Annotated in this window: 18 protein-coding genes; 5 read left to right on the top strand and 13 right to left on the bottom strand. The window is 63.6% G+C overall.

Annotated elements, in window-relative coordinates:
- Nucleotides 1-24 precede the first annotated feature (24 nt).
- Together IRI77_RS06000 and IRI77_RS05995 are read right to left on the bottom strand one after the other, a co-directional pair.
- Nucleotides 25-216 (bottom strand): hypothetical protein, encoded by a 192-nt coding sequence (locus tag IRI77_RS06000; RefSeq protein WP_194451164.1) that lies wholly within the window; start codon nt 214-216, stop codon nt 25-27.
- A 47-nt stretch (nt 217-263) separates the two neighbouring features.
- The gene (locus IRI77_RS05995; RefSeq protein WP_194451163.1) at nt 264-989 is read right to left on the bottom strand and encodes a DUF4272 domain-containing protein; all 726 of its coding nucleotides are present in this window, start codon (nt 987-989) and stop codon (nt 264-266) included.
- A gap of 85 nt (nt 990-1,074) precedes the next feature.
- On the opposite strand from IRI77_RS05995, the gene IRI77_RS05990 reads away from it, so the two are divergent.
- Nucleotides 1,075-1,608, top strand: a complete 534-nt coding sequence (locus tag IRI77_RS05990; protein WP_194451162.1) for a type II TA system antitoxin MqsA family protein — start codon at nt 1,075-1,077, stop codon at nt 1,606-1,608.
- Here IRI77_RS05990 and IRI77_RS05985 read toward each other — a convergent pair.
- The 5 genes from IRI77_RS05985 to IRI77_RS05965 form a co-directional block, all read right to left on the bottom strand.
- Complete coding sequence (locus tag IRI77_RS05985) at nt 1,605-2,153, bottom strand: D-glycero-alpha-D-manno-heptose-1,7-bisphosphate 7-phosphatase (protein WP_194451161.1); 549 nt, start codon at nt 2,151-2,153, stop codon at nt 1,605-1,607. The genes IRI77_RS05990 and IRI77_RS05985 overlap by 4 nt on opposite strands.
- The gene (locus IRI77_RS05980; RefSeq protein ID WP_194451160.1) at nt 2,137-2,445 is read right to left on the bottom strand and encodes an FmdB family zinc ribbon protein; all 309 of its coding nucleotides are present in this window, start codon (nt 2,443-2,445) and stop codon (nt 2,137-2,139) included. Before IRI77_RS05980 ends, IRI77_RS05985 begins: the two co-directional genes overlap by 17 nt.
- 7 nt (nt 2,446-2,452) lie before the next feature.
- Entirely contained in the window at nt 2,453-3,754 is a 1,302-nt protein-coding gene (locus IRI77_RS05975) for a S41 family peptidase (RefSeq protein WP_194451159.1), read from the bottom strand.
- A 389-nt stretch (nt 3,755-4,143) separates the two neighbouring features.
- Nucleotides 4,144-5,727 (bottom strand): glycoside hydrolase family 27 protein, encoded by a 1,584-nt coding sequence (locus IRI77_RS05970; RefSeq protein ID WP_194451158.1) that lies wholly within the window; start codon nt 5,725-5,727, stop codon nt 4,144-4,146.
- Between the two features lie 63 nt (nt 5,728-5,790).
- On the bottom strand, nt 5,791-7,008 hold the full coding sequence (locus IRI77_RS05965) for an MFS transporter (protein WP_194451157.1): 1,218 nt from the start codon (nt 7,006-7,008) through the stop codon (nt 5,791-5,793).
- A gap of 62 nt (nt 7,009-7,070) precedes the next feature.
- Between IRI77_RS05965 and IRI77_RS05960 the strand changes: the two genes are divergently transcribed.
- The 3 genes from IRI77_RS05960 to IRI77_RS05950 are packed head-to-tail and all read left to right on the top strand — an operon-like array spanning nt 7,071 to nt 10,954.
- Nucleotides 7,071-9,116, top strand: coding sequence for an alpha-amylase family protein (locus IRI77_RS05960; RefSeq protein WP_194451156.1), 2,046 nt, complete (start codon nt 7,071-7,073; stop codon nt 9,114-9,116).
- Nucleotides 9,117-9,130: 14 nt separating this feature from the next.
- Nucleotides 9,131-10,174, top strand: coding sequence for a Gfo/Idh/MocA family protein (locus IRI77_RS05955; protein WP_194451155.1), 1,044 nt, complete (start codon nt 9,131-9,133; stop codon nt 10,172-10,174).
- A 24-nt stretch (nt 10,175-10,198) separates the two neighbouring features.
- Nucleotides 10,199-10,954 (top strand): SDR family NAD(P)-dependent oxidoreductase, encoded by a 756-nt coding sequence (locus IRI77_RS05950; RefSeq protein WP_194451154.1) that lies wholly within the window; start codon nt 10,199-10,201, stop codon nt 10,952-10,954.
- 12 nt (nt 10,955-10,966) lie between these two features.
- On the opposite strand, the gene lexA is transcribed toward IRI77_RS05950, so the two are convergent.
- On the bottom strand, nt 10,967-11,590 hold the full coding sequence (gene lexA / locus IRI77_RS05945; protein WP_194451153.1) for a transcriptional repressor LexA: 624 nt from the start codon (nt 11,588-11,590) through the stop codon (nt 10,967-10,969).
- Between the two features lie 272 nt (nt 11,591-11,862).
- Here lexA and IRI77_RS05940 point away from each other — a divergent pair, with 272 nt between their 5' ends.
- Nucleotides 11,863-12,441 (top strand): cytochrome C, encoded by a 579-nt coding sequence (locus tag IRI77_RS05940; protein WP_194451152.1) that lies wholly within the window; start codon nt 11,863-11,865, stop codon nt 12,439-12,441.
- A 71-nt stretch (nt 12,442-12,512) separates the two neighbouring features.
- Here the strand turns inward: IRI77_RS05940 and IRI77_RS05935 are convergent, their stop codons facing one another.
- The 5 genes from IRI77_RS05935 to IRI77_RS05915 are packed head-to-tail and all read right to left on the bottom strand — an operon-like array spanning nt 12,513 to nt 17,645.
- Complete coding sequence (locus IRI77_RS05935) at nt 12,513-13,892, bottom strand: amidohydrolase family protein (RefSeq protein ID WP_194451151.1); 1,380 nt, start codon at nt 13,890-13,892, stop codon at nt 12,513-12,515.
- Nucleotides 13,873-14,265 carry a cytidine deaminase gene (locus IRI77_RS05930; protein ID WP_194451150.1) on the bottom strand — a complete coding sequence of 131 codons (393 nt, stop codon included), beginning with the start codon at nt 14,263-14,265 and terminating at the stop codon, nt 13,873-13,875. The genes IRI77_RS05935 and IRI77_RS05930 overlap by 20 nt, the downstream gene beginning before the upstream one ends.
- A gap of 12 nt (nt 14,266-14,277) precedes the next feature.
- Nucleotides 14,278-15,078 carry a purine-nucleoside phosphorylase gene (locus IRI77_RS05925; RefSeq protein WP_228486619.1) on the bottom strand — a complete coding sequence of 267 codons (801 nt, stop codon included), beginning with the start codon at nt 15,076-15,078 and terminating at the stop codon, nt 14,278-14,280.
- Complete coding sequence (locus IRI77_RS05920) at nt 15,075-16,292, bottom strand: NupC/NupG family nucleoside CNT transporter (protein WP_194451149.1); 1,218 nt, start codon at nt 16,290-16,292, stop codon at nt 15,075-15,077. Before IRI77_RS05920 ends, IRI77_RS05925 begins: the two co-directional genes overlap by 4 nt.
- A gap of 48 nt (nt 16,293-16,340) precedes the next feature.
- On the bottom strand, nt 16,341-17,645 hold the full coding sequence (locus IRI77_RS05915) for a thymidine phosphorylase (protein ID WP_194451148.1): 1,305 nt from the start codon (nt 17,643-17,645) through the stop codon (nt 16,341-16,343).
- Nucleotides 17,646-17,677 lie beyond the last annotated feature (32 nt).

Genomic DNA, 17,677 nt, shown 5'->3' with positions numbered 1-17,677 from the left:
TCGGGAATGGAGAGGCGCGCCGGCTCATGGCTTGTGTCCCAGGCGGCCGCTGCGATAGGCCGCGATGAACTGCTCGGGGTCGTCCATCTCATGCTCCACTTTCAGCATGCCGCTGATGAGATAGAGGATCCCGAGCGGGATTCCGATGACGGTGATGCAGAGCGCCCAGAAGAAGAGCCAGCTACCCATGAACTCGTAACGAACGATCTTGGACATGCCACAATCATCGCGTATGCGGGGCGCGGATTGTGCTGGCGCTTGGATTAGGTGTCGGTCGTTACATCGGAATAGAGTGATTCGAAGCCGGCAAGCCATTCCAGGGCGAGGCGCCGCTCCTGGACAATGCTGTGAAGTTCCCTGAGCCGGCCTTGCTCCACTTGGGTCAGGGGAACGCCGTTGACCGCCACATCGTTGTCTATCATCTGCAGGCCGTCGAGACGCATCTCCGCCCAATCGCATTGCGCCGCAAACTCTACGAAGTTCATTCTCTCCGGCTGGAGAAAGAACTGCCGCAATCGCCAGTGCAGAGTCAGATACAGGCTGGAGCAGAGATCCAACTCCTCCTGTGCTCGCAGGCGCGGCTCGGCGAGAGCCGTTTCTTCCCTCGGGCGCAAGAGTCCGACTGCGCTGAGAGTTTCATCGATGTCGCATTGCAGGAGAATGGACGGTAGGGGTGCACGGCCGAGCGCCCATGCAAGAACGGCAGCACCTTCCATGCGCCAGCTCGCATTGACTCTTGCTTTTTGTTCGAGCCCACTGAAGGATGCCTCCAGCAGTTCGAGTTCCTGTGGTTCCGCCTCGTCGCGCAGTCCGCATTCATTGAACCATCGCAGGAAACGTTGCCGCGCCGGTTCGTCGTTCTCCCGCAATTCACCGGCATCGGGCTCGTCCAGTGCGCGTGTCGCGATAGCTGCCAGCACGAGTGCTCTCGCAGCGGTGCGCTCTGGAGAAGGCGGTGCCGGTTCGAAGTCGTCGTCTGGAAGGTCCACGCCTCAATCATAGGTAAAGATTGGTCCCGTTTGCTCAGCACAATGGTCGCTGACTCGGGTTGGCGCTGTTGGTAATATACCAACAATGATCCTGCGCCGTAGATCCGACCCTTTGTGCCCGAACTGTGGGGAGCGCATCACGTTCCAGCGCCGCAGGTACCGCTATCTGGAAAGCGGAATGAGCAATGTCTATCTGACGGGAGCCCAGGTGGCCGAATGTGCAGCTTGCGGGCATGGTGAAGTCCGGCTCTCGCGGCTGACTGAATTGCACCGCACGGTTGCCCGTGCCCTTGTCACAAGTCCATGCCGGCTGACCGGTGAACAGGTGAGGTTCCTGCGCAAATATCTTGGTTTGAACGGTGAGCAGCTAGGACGTTACCTGCATACAGACAAGACCAAAGTCTCGAAGTGGGAATCAGGACAGGACCCGGTCGGCCGCGCTTCAGAGCGGCTAATCCGCCTGCTGGTCCCTTCGCTCGATGAGAGCTTGCGCGACGGAGTAGAAGAGGTGGCCCGGAAGCTCCCAGCTATCCTTGACGAGCCGGGGTCCGGCTGGCTCCTGCAGGTCGACACCAGGACACTCCGGGCGTCCTTTGGGCCGGCGCCTTGCGAGGCCTAGCCCCGATTCAGGATCCAGTCCACCGCCTGCTCCAGCGTTTCCGCGACGAAGTCCGGCTGCGTCCGCCCTTCGGCCAGATGCCTCGCACCGTAGCCGGTGGTGACCAGGATCCCGCGGCCACCGGCATTTTGGCCGAGACTCACGTCTACATCCTTGTCGCCCACTACGACACTCTCCGCCGGATCGAACCCAAGTTCGGCTGCGGCGCGCAGCAGCAGCGTGGGCTTCGGTTTGCGGCAGTCGCACTGTTCGGCCGGCGCGTGCGGGCACACATAGATCCCGTCGAATGAGCCCAGCAATTCCTCCAGCCTGTGGTTCATCGCCTGCACCGCGTCCATGCCGAAGTAGCCGCGTCCGACACCGGACTGGTTGGTGACGACGACCAGGCCGTAGCCGGCGGCGCGCAGACGGTCTACGGCCTCGCGGGCTCCGGGGAGCAGTTCGATCTGCTCGGGGTCAGCGAGATAGTTCTTCTCTACAATGAGAGTGCCGTCGCGATCGAAGGCGACAAACCGGCGGGTTCCGGCCTTACTTGCTGGATTCACTGGCTGCGGGCTTGGGCGTCGATTCCGTCTTGGCCGGGGCGGACTCGGAGGTCGAGGAGCTCTCTTTGCCGCTCGCGCTCTTGCCGTTCGAACCGCTGCTGCCCGAAGACTTGGACTTGGAATAGTCCGTGATGTAAAAGCCGCTGCCCTTGAACTGAAGAGCCGACGTGGAGATCAGGCGAGCCAGTGCTCCGCCACAGCCCTCGTGAACGGACAAGGGGGTATCGGAGAACTTCTGCAGGACCTCAATCGTCTTATGGCAGCGATCACATTTGTATTCGTACAGTGGCATAGCAGTGTTAATTCTTGGGCGCCGGGATGTTCAGCGGACGCATCACGCTGGCATCGCCGGGCTTCACATCGACCGTGTTGGAGGCCTGAACCTTACCGTTCACCACTTCCAACGCCTTTTTCAGAATGGCATCCTCGGACGACTTCGGCTCCTTAGGCTCCTTAGGCGTCGCCGGCGCGGGTGTCGCGTCGTCTTCGTCCGTGGTCGCTTCGGGCTCAGTATCCGTCACGGGGTAGTTGGGCACCACGGAGGTGTCCTGGATGGCCTTGCCGCCGGGCGAGTAGTACTTGGCCACGGCCAGCAGTACCGCACCGCCGTCTTCCGTCGTGACGGCCTTGCGCATGGCCGCGTCGCCATAGGTGCGCTCACCGACAACGGAGGCGCGCTTGTTGTCCAGCAGGGCGGCGGCCACGATTTCGGCCGCACCTGACGTACCGCGATTGGTCAGCACCACCAGCGGTCCTTTGTATGTCGCTTTGGCCGGATCGGCCTGGAATGTCTGCTTGGGGACTTTCTGTCCGCTCAGCGAGCCGATGGTGCCCTTGTCCAGGAACAGGTTAGCCAGCGAGACGCCCTCTTCGGGCACATTCACGGCCGAGTGCCGCAGGTCCAGAATGATCTTCTTCGCGCCTTGCTTCTCCAGCGCGGCGATGGCGGTCTGTACCGACTGGGTCTTGCCCTTACCGAGATCTTCGACGCTAACGTAGCCGACTTCCTTGTCGAGCATCTTCGAGACCATCGCCGGCGCCTGCACCTGTGCACGGGTCAGGGTCATCTTGGTGGGCTCAGGCTTGCGCAGCCGCAACACCGTCAGTTCGAGGGTGGAACCAGCGTCGCCATGCAGCAGGACATCGGCGTAGGCGAGCGGCATGTCGCGCGTCGAAATACCGTTGATCGCTTCCAGGATGTCGCCCGTGGAGAGGCCCGCTTTGTCGGCCGGGGAACCAGGAATGGCGTCCACCACGCCGAGCTCATAGCCGTACTTGCGGCTGAGCACCAGGCCGATGTCGGCCTTCGGGGTGGACTTCACTTTCAGATATTGTTTGTACTGCTCGGCGTTCAAGTAGCTGGCGAACGGGTCCAGGGAGACCAGCAGACCATTCACGGCGCCCAGGGTGACATTCTTCATGTCGGGCTCTTCCACGTAGTCTGCCTTCACCTTGGCGAAAACCTCGGTGAACACGTTCAGATGGCGGTAGGGGTCCGCGGGATTGGTTTCCGGGCTTTGGCCCAGGACAGCCCCGATCAGCAGCAGTGCCACCAGCACGGTGGAAACGCTCACCACCGAGTACTTGAATCCGTTGCTCATGTGTTGTAGCCCCTCCGGGTACTTCCGGCCGGGTGCAATCTCCCTGATAGGAAGTATATCAGGCCCAGCCAGTCAGATCGCTCTAACTCATAGACGCGTCACGTCCGGTTTTGGGTGCAAGGGGAATCTGGACGCAAGTGGGCAAAAAAAGGGGGCCGCCGTGGAGTGAATGGCGGCCCGCGAGGATCAGGATCGCTTATTTTTGGAGAATTTGAACGGTCGACCCGAAGGCTGCTACGACCTCCGGTTCGCTTTCGTATTCCGACTAATTAATAAGCAAGGCTTGTGCCAAACGGCAAGTCCTGTTGTTTCAACAAATTCAGTCCAGGCTCTCCCCAAAACGGGACAACTTGTCCTACTCCAGGCGACACGCTGTCCCGATGCGGCCATCACGGCCTGACACGCAGCATCGCCACGCCATGTGCCGGCACTGTGGCGGTGTAGCCATCGGCCGTGGGCTGCACCGCCGCATGCGTCCAAAGATCGCGGACTCTCGGGGTCCCTTTCACCCCCAGTGCCTGCCAGGTGATGGACGCCGGCGCCGGAGCCTTGCCCCGGTTGAAGAGGCCCACCGCCCACTCGCCCTTTTGTAACGGACGAACCCAAATGTCGATGTCGCCGTTCTGTTGCAGGCGGTAGCCCTGCTTGCCCAGCGGATCCTGGCTCACTGCCAGCACGTCCCGATTCGTCAGGACGTCGAGCGTGTCCTTGTCCATACTACGAACGTCGTTGCCGGCGATCAGCGGAGCCGCCAGAATCGCCCACAGGCTCATGTGCGTCCGGCTCTCGTCCGGATTCAGCCCGCCATTGCCGATCTCGAGCATGTCCGGATCGTTCCAGTGGCCCGGTCCGGCCGATTTCTCCTTGCCGTTCTGCCCAAAGCCGATCTGCGCCATCGACTCGTAGGTGTCGCGGATGTCGCCGGTCGTCCGCCACATGTTCGCGCCGATGGTCGACGCCCACTCCAGCACCGTGCCCTGGCCATACTGGCTAATGCTGTAGAGAATAGGCCGGCCGGTCGCCCGCAACTCCTGCGCCATCAACTGGTAGACCACGGGCTGCTGGTCGACCGTGAACGTCCGCGCAGCGCCGCACCAGTCGTACTTCAAATAGTCGACACCCCAAGAGGCATACACCTTGGCGTCGATGGCCTCGTAGCCCAGGCTGCCCTCCAATTGCTGGCAGGTGCGCGAGCCAGGCGAGGAGTAGATGCCGAACTTCAGCCCTTTGGAGTGGACGTAGTCGCCCAGCGCCTTCATGTCGGGAAACCGCTCATTCGGCCTGGGCTTGCCCGACTCGTCGCGGCCCGCGATCCAGCCGTCGTCGATGGTCAGGTAGACGTAGCCGGCGTCGCGCAGCCCGCTGGAGGCCATGGCATCGGCCACCTCGCGGATGAGCTTGTCGCTGATGGCGGCATGGAACTTGTTCCAACTGTTCCAGCCCATCGGCGGAGTCTTGGCCAGTCCATTGAGCGGCAGGGCCTTCCGTTCGGGCAGCACCGGCTTGGGGCGTTTCGCCTCGGCCGCCAGTTCCTTTTTGAGGACTTCGCTTTCGCCGCGTTTGGCGGTCATCTCGCGCATGCCGCGCATCCCACCGCCTCCGGCCGGAGGTCCGCCAGGACCCATGGCGCCGCCGGGCGGGGGACCGCCAGGCCCCATGGCCGGCATGTTCATCGTCAGCTTGAGCTGGTCGCCCTCGACCTTGCCTTCCCACTTCACACGGCGTTCCTGGCCCATCATGTTTTGAACGACCTCGAACGAGAACGCATCGCCCTCGATCTTGCCGTTCAGGATCTTCTGCTCGCCCATCGACGAGAGCATCGCGCCGGTGAACGCCGAGCCCTCCTGTTTGAAGTTGAGTTGGGTTTCCATGACGCGCCCGCCCGGGCCCTGGCGTTGGGCCACCCAACTGCCGGTGAGATCGGCGGCCAGGCATGGGAAAGCGAAGAGAGTAAGCACGGCTAGGGGCTTCATCGGCCTATATCCTATACCGAAGTGTGCGGCGATCGGGGCGCGCAGGGAAACGCTTACAATTTTTTACAAGGAACCGCGCTCGGTCGTGATGGCCGCTTCCAGGGGCAGGGCACTGGTCACCGGACGCCAGAACACCAGGGCCAAGCCAATGGTCAGCGCCTGCACCAGGGCGATCAGCGCGACGCAGGCTGGCCAGCCCCAGCGGGACCACAGTGCTCCGGGCAATACGGCTCCGGCGCTGCCGCCTACATAGTAGAAGGTGACATAGAGCCCCACGGCCGCGGCCCGTCCTTCCTTCGTCACCTTGCCGATGTAGCTGCTGGCGGCCGACTGCGCGATGAAGACGCCGGTACAGCAGAACGCCAGGCCGGTGATGATGGCCGGCAGAGGAACCAGCAAAGTCAGGGCCGTGCCCAGCAGGCTCAGGCTCAGCGCGCCGCTCAACGCGGTCCGGTGGCCCAACCGGTCGATCCAGCGTCCAGCAATGGGCGTGATCACCGCGCCCACCAGGTAAACCGTGAACAGGAACCCCAGTGCGGCCGTGGACAGATGGTACGGCGCGGCCTCCAGATGGAAGTTCACGTACGTGAACAAGGCAACCATCGAAAACAGGACGCAGAAGCCTGCTCCGTAGGTTGCCAGCAGTTGCGGATTCCTCAGGTGCCGCAGGATCTGGGCCGCATGGCCGCCTTCCGAGGTGACGGGCCGGAACCGCTTGCCCTCCGGCATCCAGGCCCTGATCGCGAGGCCGCCGGCCAGGTTCAGCACCGCCAGCCAGACAAAGGCCCACTGCCACGAAGTGACCGTCGCCACCAGCGCGGCGAGCGTGCGTCCGGTGAAGCCACCCAGCACCGTACCCGTGACATAGGCAGCCATGGCCGCGCCGACGTTCGACCTCCACTCTTCATTGATATACGCGATGGTGACGGCGAAGATGCCGGGCGTCAGCACGCCCTGCAGGAACCGCCAGAACAGGAGTTGCGGCAGGTTCTGGGCCAAGGCGGCCATCAGTGTGGGGATCACCAGCAGCAGGGTGGCGGGCACGATCACCTGCTTGCGGCCATGGCGGTCGGCGATGAGTCCGACAAACGGCGCGGCCAGCGCCACGGCAATGGTGGCGGCGCTGACGACCAGGCCCGCTCCGGCGGCGGAGATCTGAAAATGCCGGGCGAGCATCGGCAACAGGGGCTGGGGCGCGTAGAGGTCGAGGAAGGCGCAGAAGCCCGCCAGCACGACGGCCGCCGTGCGCTTGCGGCCGTCCGCTCGCGAGATCGCATCCATCAAATTTCATTCTCTCGCATGCGGCACTTGGCTTGCCCTCGCGGCTTCGATACCATGCCCGCATGCCTTTCTTGAACCGGCGTGAGTTTCTGCTCACCAGCGCCGCCGCCGGACTCGCCGCCGCGCCCACTTCGGCGCACTCCGAACTGCCGTTCCGCCAGGTCCACCTCGACTTTCATACCAGCGAACTGATCCCCGACGTTGCCGCCGACTTCGACGCCCGCGAGTTCGCCGCCACGCTGAAAGCGGCGCACGTCAACTCGATCAACGTCTTCGCGAAGTGCCACCACGGCCTGGCCTATTACGACACCGCCATCGCCACGCGGCACCCGGCGCTCAAGATCGACCTGCTGGGCCAGATGGTCACCGCCTGCAGAGCCGCCGGCATCCACGTGCTCTACTACTATTCGCTGGTGTGGGACGTGGCCACCTCGCGCAAGCATCCTGACTGGATGGTGGTGACGCGCGACGGGCAGAACATCGGCGGCTCGCCCACCGACGCCTGGCCGTGGATCTGCATGAACACGCCCTATCTCGACCAGGTGCTGGCCGAGAATGAAGAGCTCGTCACGAAATACGACGCCGACGGCGCGTGGTTCGACATCCTCAAGCAGCACCCGGACGGCTGCTTCTGCCACTGGTGTACGGCCGACCGCAAGAAGCTCGGCCTGAAGGACGACCCCGAATCCATCCGCACGCACAACAAACTGGTGGCCAAACGCGTGGAAGAGGGGCTGAACAAGGTCGTCCACAAGCGTTTCCCCAACGGACTGACGTTCTACAACAGCCGCCTCGTCGTGGGCGTACGTGACGAGCTCGACTACTACTCGCACATCGAGATCGAATCGCTGCCCACGGGCGGCTGGGGCTATACCCACTTCCAGCAGCGGGTCCGCTATATGCGTACGCTGGGCAAGGACATGGTGGGCATGACCGGCCGCTTCCACAAAAGCTGGGGCGACTTCGGCGGCTTGAAGAATCAGGCCGCGCTCGACTTCGAGTGCCTGAACTTCCTCGCCAACGGCGCCAAGGCCTGCGTCGGCGACCAGTTGCACCCGCGCGGCCGGCTGGACAAGACGACCTACGCCCGCATCGGCAAGACCTATACCAAGGTGGAAGCGCTGGAGCCCTGGGCCCGCGGCGCGAAGGCCGTGGCGGACATCGGAGTCGTCTCCACCGCGCTCTTCAATACGGAAACCACGCAGAAGATCACGCCGGCCGACCAGGGCTTCACCAACATGCTGGTGGAGTTGCACCAGCAGTTCAATGTCATCGATCTGGCCGAGGACTTCCGCCGCTACAAGCTGCTGATCCTGCCCGACGAGATCCGGCCGTCCAAGGAGCTGCTGGCCAAGCTCGACGAGTTTGTCACCGCCGGCGGCAGCGTCATCGCCTCGGCCGAGAGCCTGCTGGACCCGCGCATGTACTGGTTCTACTGGAAGCCGCTCGGCATCCGCTACCAGGGCAAGGCGAAGTTCCGCGGCGAGTACATGCTGGCCAGGCCGGGTGCGTTCCCGTCGCTCGACGAGAGCGCCTACTTCCTGTATCAGCCCGGCCATTCCGTGGCCGTCGACGAAGGCACCGAGGTGCTGGCCACCTACGGCCATCCTTACTTCGACCGTACGCCGGAGCACTTCAGCTCCCACAAACAGACGCCCCTGGGCCAGCGTACCGAGGAGCCGCTCATCACCCTGCGCGGCAAGGTCTGCTACATCGCCAATCCCCTCTTCCGCAGCTACGCCCTCGATGGCGTGGGCGCCTATAAGCTGGTTGTCGGCGACCTGTTGCAACGGCTCATGCCGCAGCCCGCGCTGACGGCGCCCAAACTGCCCTCCACCGCCCAGGTCACCCTGCTGGAACAGCCCGAATCCAAGCGCCGCATCGTGCATCTACTCCACTACCCCATGACACGCCGCGCGCCCGACATCGATATCATTGAGGAACCCGGACTGCTGCTCGACCAGGAGATCCGGCTCCGTCTGGCCGCGCCGCCCAGAAGAGTGACCCTCGTGCCCCAGAACAAACCCCTCCCGTTCCGTTTCGAGAATGGATATGCGGTTTGCCGTGTCGAGAAGGTTATCGGCCACCAGGCGATCTGTTTCGAATAAGGAGCGAGTGACTCATGCCAAAAACCGTTCGCATCGCCATGTTGGGCTCCGGTTTCGTGGCCGGCTTCTACATGCAGGGCCTGGCCAACGTGAATGGCCAGGAGGTGGTCGTCAACTTCTCGCTCGACAAGAAGCGGGCGAAGAAGTTCGCCGCCACCTGGAATATCCCGGAGCACACCACCAATCTGGCCAAGCTCATTGAGCGCGACGACATCGACCTCTACATCATCGCCCTGCCCAACGACGCCCACATGCCGGTGTCCGTCCTGCTGTCGCAGGCGGGCCGCAACCAGGTCTGCACCAAGCCTCTGGCTCGTACGCCGGAGGAAGCGGGCCGCATGCTGAAGGCCGCCGTCGAGTCCGATAAGCTGCACGGCTACGCCGAAACCGAGGTGTTCGCCCCGGCCGTGGTGAAGGCCCGCCAGACCATCGAGAGCGGCGGCATCGGCAAGGTGCTGTGGGTTCGTTCGCGCGAATCCCACTCCGGCCCGCACAGCGCGCATTTCTGGGACATTGAACGCACCGGCGGCGGCGCCATGAACGACCTCGCCTGCCACTGCATCGAGGCCGCGCGCTACTTCCACGGCAAGGAAAACGCCATCGTGGAAGTGATGGCCTGGGGCGACACGCTGGTCCACAGCAAGAAGACCAAGGGCGAGGACAATGCGCTGCTGGTGCTGAAGTTCAGCTCCGGCGGCATCGCCCACTGCGAGATGAGCTGGACCTGCAAGGGCGGTCTCGACCTGCGCAACGAGATCCACGGCAGCGAAGGATCCATCTTCACCGATGTCACCCGCGGCACGCCGATCTCCTCCTTCGTTTCGCAGCCCGCCGGCTATGTCGTCGAAAAGGCCGACATCGACTTCGGCTGGACCCGGCCGCTGCCGGAAGAGGCGTTCACCTACGGCTACCAGGCCGAGATGCGCCACTTCGTCGAATGTGTTCGCGACGGCGTGGAGCCCCGGGAGACCTATGTGGACGGTTACGCCGTCAACTGCGTGCTGGATGCGGGCTACCAGTCCATGGCCTCCAAACGTTGGGTCAAGGTGAAGTATTAGTCCGCGCGGGAAGAGAGGCTCAAGTTGGTACTCGACGGCCAGGTCTGGCTCATCACGGGCGCCAGCGGCATGGGTGCGGCCACGGCCCGCCTGGCCGCCATCTACGGCGCCAAGGTCTTTGTGTGCGGCTTGGAGGAAGCCGACTGCCGCCAACTCGCCGCCGAGTGCTGCGGCGGCTTCCATTGTGGAGACCTCTCCGATACCGCGGAAGCGGAAAAGGCAGTGGCGCGCTGCATCAGCGAACTCGGGCCCATCGACGCGCTCTTCAATGTAGCGGGCATGAGCGGCCGCAAATTCGGCGACGGCCCGCTGCATCTGGTCACCGACAACGGCTGGGAGCGCACGTTCGACATGAACCTCAAAACGATGTTCCATGTCTCGCGAACCGTGCTGCGCCGCATGCTGCCCCGGGGCCAGGGCGCGATCCTGAACATGACCTCGGTCGCCGCCTATGCGCCGGAGCCTCATCATTTCGACACGCACGCCTATGCGGCGGCCAAAGGCGCGGTGATCTCATTGACGAAGTCGATGGCGGCTTACTATGCCCCGCACGGCATCCGCGTGAACGCCATCGCACCCGGTTCCGTCCGTTCGCCGATGAGCCTGCGGGCGCAGACCGACGAGCGCATTCTCCAGATGTTGAAAACGAAACAGCCGCTTTCGGGCACGTTCATCGAACCCGAAGAGGTGGCGCGGGCCGCGGTGTTCCTTCTGGGGCCCGGCTCGCAGATGATCACCGGACAAGTGCTGGGCATCGATGCGGGCTGGGCCGTGTCGTGAGCTGAGAGCTTCCTAGCCCAGTTTCCGGACGACGGTCCGCACCACACCCTGCACCACTAGGTCCGCCCGTGGATACAGTTCCGGATAGTCCGCGTTCTCGGCCTTCAGGAACCACCGGCCCTTCACGCGCACCAGCCGCTTCAGCGTACTCTCTCCATCGATCAGCGCCGCCACAATCTGGCCCGCCGCCGGCGAGGGCGTCGGCTCAATCACCACCATGTCGCCGTTCAGGATGCCCGCGTCCTTCATCGACTCGCCGCGCACCTTCAACAGGAAGCAGCCTTCGCGCGGCTTGAAGCCCAGCATCGTCTCGTCGAAGATCGCCGTCGACTCCGGCGAGGACAAATGGAACTCCTGCGGCGGACCGGCCGGGATATGGCCAAATACCGGCAGCGCGTGCAGCAGTTCGGACGGCACCTGCTTCTCGGCCACCACTTCAATGCGCCGCGACCCGATGCGCTCCGCCATCCGGATCACGCCCTTCGCCTCCAGCGCGGCCAGATGCCCGGCCACGCCATTGGGGCTCCTGATGTCGAATTGCCGCTGGATCTCCGGGATTGACGGCGAACAGCCATTCTCCCGGCGGAACGCGACAATATAGTCGTAGATCTCACGCTGTCTGTCTGTGAGAGTCATAGTGTAATTATTTACACTTTAGGGCGGTCTGTCAAGCCCTCATTGCCGCCATACGGCAATCCCCTCAGCCGGTCGAATCCCCTTGACAGATCAGCACCATGGCCGTACCATGACCGAAGCTCCGCATGAAGCATACGTAATGCTGGAGACTACTGGGGAAGTCGAAAAAACATAAATCTCGCCAGGCTGCCGGACCGTATTCTCTGCCGGCTCAGCATAGCCTGTGGTCTGGCCGTGCGGCAGCCTGAGCCGTTCAGAGGAGCAACTTAACTATGTCCAAAAAACATCTATTCGCGGTGGTTGCGGTAGCGATCCTGTTGATCGCCGCGGCCGGCCTGACGGCTCAATCGCCCGACGCGATCTATCAGCAGGTCCGCGCCAATCAGGGGCTCAAAATGGCTCCGGTGCCGCTGGCGCTGGAAGGCAAGGACCCGAGCCTGATCGGCTATGGCAGCTACCTCGTCAATGCCGTGGGCGGCTGCAACGACTGCCACACCAGCCCGTCGTACGCCACCGGCGGCGATCCGTTCAAGGGCCAGAAGATGGTCGTGAACGCGGCCGGCTATCTCGGCGGCGGCCAGACGTTCGGCCCCTTCACTTCGCGTAACCTGACTCCGGAAGTGGACAAGTACAACCGGCCGGCCGGCATGACCTTCGACGAGTTCCTGATGACGATGCGGACCGGCATGGATCACGACAATCTGCACCCGCAGATGGGTCCGCTGCTGCAGGTGATGCCGTGGCCCGCCTACGCACAGATGACCGACTACGACATTCGCGCCATCTATGAGTACCTGCGCTGCATCCCGCCCGTGACCATCGCGCCTCCGCCCGCCACGCCCGCTCCGTAAGCCGCGATCACCAATGGAAAAGGGCCGCCTCGCCATCGCGCGGGGCGGCCCTTTTCTCGTGTCGGCGGCGTCTACTTCAGCGACGCATCCACCTTGTCGCGCAGCACCTTCACCTCGCGCCGGATCTCCAGCGGATTCAGCGTCAGCGCCTTGCGGTTCTCCACCGTCGCCTTGCCTTCAATCACCACGTCCTGCACATCGCTCGCCTTCAGGCTGTAGACCAGCATCGAGTACACATCGTGCATCGGCCAGCCGTTCGGAGCGCTGGTCGACACCGTGATCAGGTCGGCCTTCTTGCCCGCTTCCAGCGACCCGATCTCCTTCTCCAGCCCCAACGCCTGCGCGCCGCCGATCGTCGCCATGGCGAACGCCTGCGTGGCCGGCAGCACCGTCGGATCCTGCGCCGACACCTTGGCCAGCTTCGACGCCAGGTCCATCTCCTCGAACATGTCGAAGTCGTTGTTCGAACCCGCCGGACCGTCCGTGCCCAGGCCCACCGGAATCCCCGTACGCAGCAGCCCCATCACGTTGGCCGTGCCGCTGCCCAGTTTCATGTTGCTCGACGGGCAGTGCGCGATGCCCACGTTGTGGCGCTTGATGGTGAGGATGTCGTTGGCGCGCGTCCAAACCGCATGCGCGAACAACGTGCGGCCGCTCAGCGCGCCCAGCGACTCCAGATAAGCCGTGGGCGTCATGTTGTTGTGGTCACGCCCGCAATCGGAGTTCTCTTTCTGCGTCTCCGACACGTGTATAACGAACAGCGTCTTGTACTTGTCCGCCAGCGCCCGCGCCGCCTTCAGCGTCTCCGGCGAGTTCGTGTAGATGGCGTGCGGAGCCGCCGTCGGCATGATCAGCGGATCGTTCTGGAAGCGTTGAATGAACTTCTCCGTCCCGGCCAGCGCCAGCTCCGGCGTCTTATAATCCGGGGCGGGGAAGCCGATGATGGTCTGCCCCAAGACGGCGCGCATGCCGGCCTTCTTCGTCTCCTCGGCGATGGCGCCTTCGAAGTAGTACATATCGACATACGTCGTCGTACCGCCCAGCATCATCTCCAGCACGGCCAGCCGCGTGCCCACGCGCACAAACTGCTCATTGACGTTCTTGGCTTCGGCCGGGAAGATGAACTTCTCCAGCCACTTCTGCAGCGTCAGGTCGTCGGCGATGCCGCGCAGCAGCGACATGGGCGCATGCGTGTGGGTGTTGATCAGGCCCGGAGCCAGAATCGCATCCGGCCGGTCGATCCGTTTGGCCGCCTGGTACTTCTGGTCGATCTCGGCCTTGGGACCCACGGCCAGAATGCGGCCCTTGGCCATCGCCACGGCGCCATTGATGATCACCGTGCGTTGCGCGTCCATCGTCACCACACGGCCGGCCGACACAATCAGGTCGGCAGGCGCGGCGGAGAGCAGGGAGCAGAAGAGAAGAGAGAGGCTAATCGAGGAAAGTCGCATCAAAAGCTCGCGGAAGCAGGTCGCGCAGACGGCAGGTCTCCGTCTCGCCCTGCGGATTGAACAGAATCACTTCCAGGTCGCCGCACAGATCCCACAACACCTGGCGGCAGGCGCCGCAGGGCGGTGTCAGCTTCTCCGTGTCGGCCACGATGGCGATGCGCGTGAAGCGCTTGGCGCCCTCGGCCACGGCCCGGAAAATCGCCGTGCGCTCGGCGCACATCGTCAGGCCGTAGGACGAATTCTCCACATTGCAGCCGCCGAAGATCCGGCCGTCCTGCGCCTGCAGCGCCGCGCCCACCTGGAAATTGGAGAACGGAGCGTGCGCGCGCAGACGCGCCTGCAAGGCTGCTTCTTTGAGTGCGTCCAGTTCCATGGCTGAGTGACCCTACTCCGATTTGAGCAGATTCGTGAGCAGCGTGATCAACTGGCCGGCCGAGGCGATGCCGGTCTCCAGCACCTCCTGGTGGCTCAGCTCCTTCTGCATGCCCGCCGCCATGTTCGTCACCGTCGAGATCGCCAGGACCCGGATGCCCATGTGGTTGGCCACGATCGTCTCGGGCACGGTCGACATGCCGGCCAGGTCGGCTCCGATGGTCCGCAGATAGCGGATCTCCGCCGGAGTCTCGAAATTCGGACCCAGCAGCGCGGCATACACGCCTTCGCCCAGCTCGATGCCGGACTGCACGGCCACAGCCTTCAGCTTCGCCAGCAGTTCCGGGCAGTACGCATGCGACATGTCCGGAAACCGCGGACCCAGTTCCGCATCATTCGGACCCGTGAGCGGGTTCGAGCCCTGCAGGTTCAGGTGATCCGTGATCGCCACCAGCAGGCCCCGGTGATATGCCGGATTGATGCCGCCCGCGGCGTTCGTCAGCACCAGGTTCTTCAGGCCCAGCAGGCCCAGTACGCGCACACCGAATGTCACCTGCTGCGGAGTCCAGCCCTCGTACAGATGCACGCGGCCGCTCATCACGGTCACCGGCGTCGCGCCGATCTTACCGACGATCAGCTTGCCCGCATGGCCCTGCACGGTGGGCACCGGCCAGTGGGGGATGTCCTTGTACTCGATCTCCACGCGGTCCGTCAGCGCATCCGCAAATGCCGCCTGCGCGCTGCCCAGCACCACGGCCGTCTCGGGCCACTGCGCCAGCTTCGTCTTGAGGAACCCGGCCGCCTCGCGGATCACAGCAGCACCCCCGCAATGCAGGCCGACATGAAGTTCGCCAGCGTACCCGCCATCATCGCCTTCAGGCCCATGCGCGCCAGGTCCGACTTGCGGCTGGGCGCCAGCGCCCCGATGCCGCCGATCTGGATCGCAATCGAGCTGAAGTTCGCGAAGCCGCACAGCGCGAACGTCGTGATGACGAACGACCGCGGATCCAGCGTGCTCTTCAACTCACCCAGCCGCAGGAACGCAATGAATTCGTTCAACACCATGCGCGTGCCCAGCATGTCGCCCACTGAGGCCGCGTCTTTCCAGCTCACGCCCAGCAGCCAGGCGATGGGCGCGAAGATGATGCCGAACAGCTTCTGCAGCGATTCCGGGATCCAGCCCGCGATGGAGTGCAGCCAGCTCATGCCGCCGTTCACCAGCGCGATGAGCGAAATGAACGCGATCAGCATGCCGCCGATGTTCAACGCCAGTTGCAGGCCATCGCCCGCGCCGCGCGCCGCCGCGTCGATCACGTTCACGCCGGGCCGCTCAATTTCAACTTTGACGTCGCCTTCGGTCTCGGGATGGCCGGTCTCGGGCACCAGCATCTTCGCCAGCAGCAGCGTCGCCGGAGCCGTCATAATCACGGCCGTCAGCAGGTGCTTGATGTCGACCCCGGCGATCTTCACATACGCCGCCATGACGGCGCCCGATACGTGCGCCATGCCGCAGGTCATCACCGTGAACAGTTCAGAGGGAGTCAGGTTGGCCAGGAACGGCCGGATGGTGAGCGGGGCTTCCGTCTGGCCCATGAAGATGCTGGCCGCGACGTTGGTCGACTCCGCGCCGGAACAGCGCATCACGCGATGCATGCCCCACGCCATCGCCTTGATCACCACCTGCATCACCCCGAAGTAGTAGAGGATTGAGAACAGGCTGGCGATGAAAATCACGATCGGCAGCACCTGAAACGCAAAAACGACCCCAAAGGGGCCGCTTTTGATTCCTAATGGGCCAAACAGGAAACTGCTGCCCTGTTCGGCATACTCCAGCAATGCGTTGACCGCGACGCTGGCTGCCTGGAAGATCATCCCGACATCGGTCTTCAGCACCAGGAAGGCGAAGCTGAATTGCAGCCCCAGCCCCCACAACAACAACCGGGGCTTGATGGCTTTCCGGTCCGTCGACATCGAATAGCAGAGGGCCAGGATGGCGATCAGGCCCAGCAGTCCCGTAAAGCGGTCCATGGTAACGCACCGGCCTGTGGGGACCGGCCCTCTCTTGTTCGAACTTCTTTAGCTGACGACTTCGAGGATCAGTTCACGCGGCTCTGGCGCGGTGGAGGAGATGCGGAAGGCGTCTTCCACGCGCTCTGCGGCTTCGCCGATGCGGTCTTCCTTGGTGAAGTACAGGCGGCACAGAACACCGCCGGCTTCCACCTTCTGGCCGACCTTCACTTCGAGAATCACGCCGACGGCCGGATCGATGGAGTCTTCCTTCGTATCGCGGCCCGCGCCGATCATGGCCGAGGCAATGCCGATCTCTTCGGCGTCGATGTGGGAGATGTAGCCGCCGCGCGGCGAAGTGATCTCCATGGCGCCCGTGGCGTTCGGCAGCAGGTCGAAACGGTCGAGAACCTGCGGATTGCCGCCCTGCGCCGCAATCATGTCCTTGAACTTGGCGTAACCGGAACCGTCGCGCAGCTTGGCCGTCGCCAGGTCGCGAGCCTCTTCCATGGTCGCGGTGACCTTGGCGAGGTAGATCATGCGCGCCGCCAGCTCCAGCGAGATCTTCGTCAGATCGTCGGGACCGGAGAACTGCAGCGTCTGCGACACTTCCATGATTTCGAGAGCGTTGCCGATGGCATAGCCCAGCGGCTGGTTCATGTCGGTGATCAGCGCCTGGGCGCGCAGGTCGGCGCGGCGGGCGATGGTCGTCATCAACTGGGCCAGCTTGCGGGCATCCACCTGGCGCTTCATGAACGCGCCGGCGCCGACTTTCACGTCGAGAACGAGGCCGTCGAGCGAGGCCGCCAGCTTCTTCGACATGATGGACGCCGCGATCAGCGGGATGGATTCGACCGTGGCCGTGGCATCCCTCAGCGCGTACAGCTTGCCGTCAGCCGGAGTGATCTCGTCACTCTGGCCCATGACGGCGAAACCGACGCGGTTCAGGACGTCGCGGAACTCGTCGACACTCAGGTTGGTGCGGAACCCGGGGATCGATTCCAGCTTGTCCAGGGTGCCGCCGGTGTGGCCAAGAGCGCGGCCCGAAACCATCGGAACCTTCACGCCCGCGGCCGCTGCCAGCGGTGCGCAGATCAGGCTGGTCTTGTCACCCACGCCGCCGGTGGAGTGTTTGTCCACCTTCGGACCCGGCACGGAGGAGAGGTCGAGACGTTCGCCGGAGGCAATCATGGATTCCACCATGGCGCCCACTTCGACGTCGGTCATGCTCTGAAAATAGACGGCCATCAAAAAGGCCGAGACCTGGTAATCGGGGATCTCGCCGCGAGTGTAGCTCTCGACAAGCCAGGTGATTTCTTCGGGCGACAGCTCTTCGCCGTTCCGCTTGCGCTGAATGAGGTCGACGGTTCGCATTATCAATCGCTTAGCGTATCACCTTCGCAATC

The sequence above is a fragment of the Paludibaculum fermentans genome, from assembly GCF_015277775.1.
Taxonomy (GTDB): Bacteria; Acidobacteriota; Terriglobia; order Bryobacterales; family Bryobacteraceae; genus Paludibaculum; species Paludibaculum fermentans.
The sequence above is the reverse complement of the archived record's forward strand: the minus strand, read 5'-3'. Positions and strand labels throughout refer to the sequence as shown.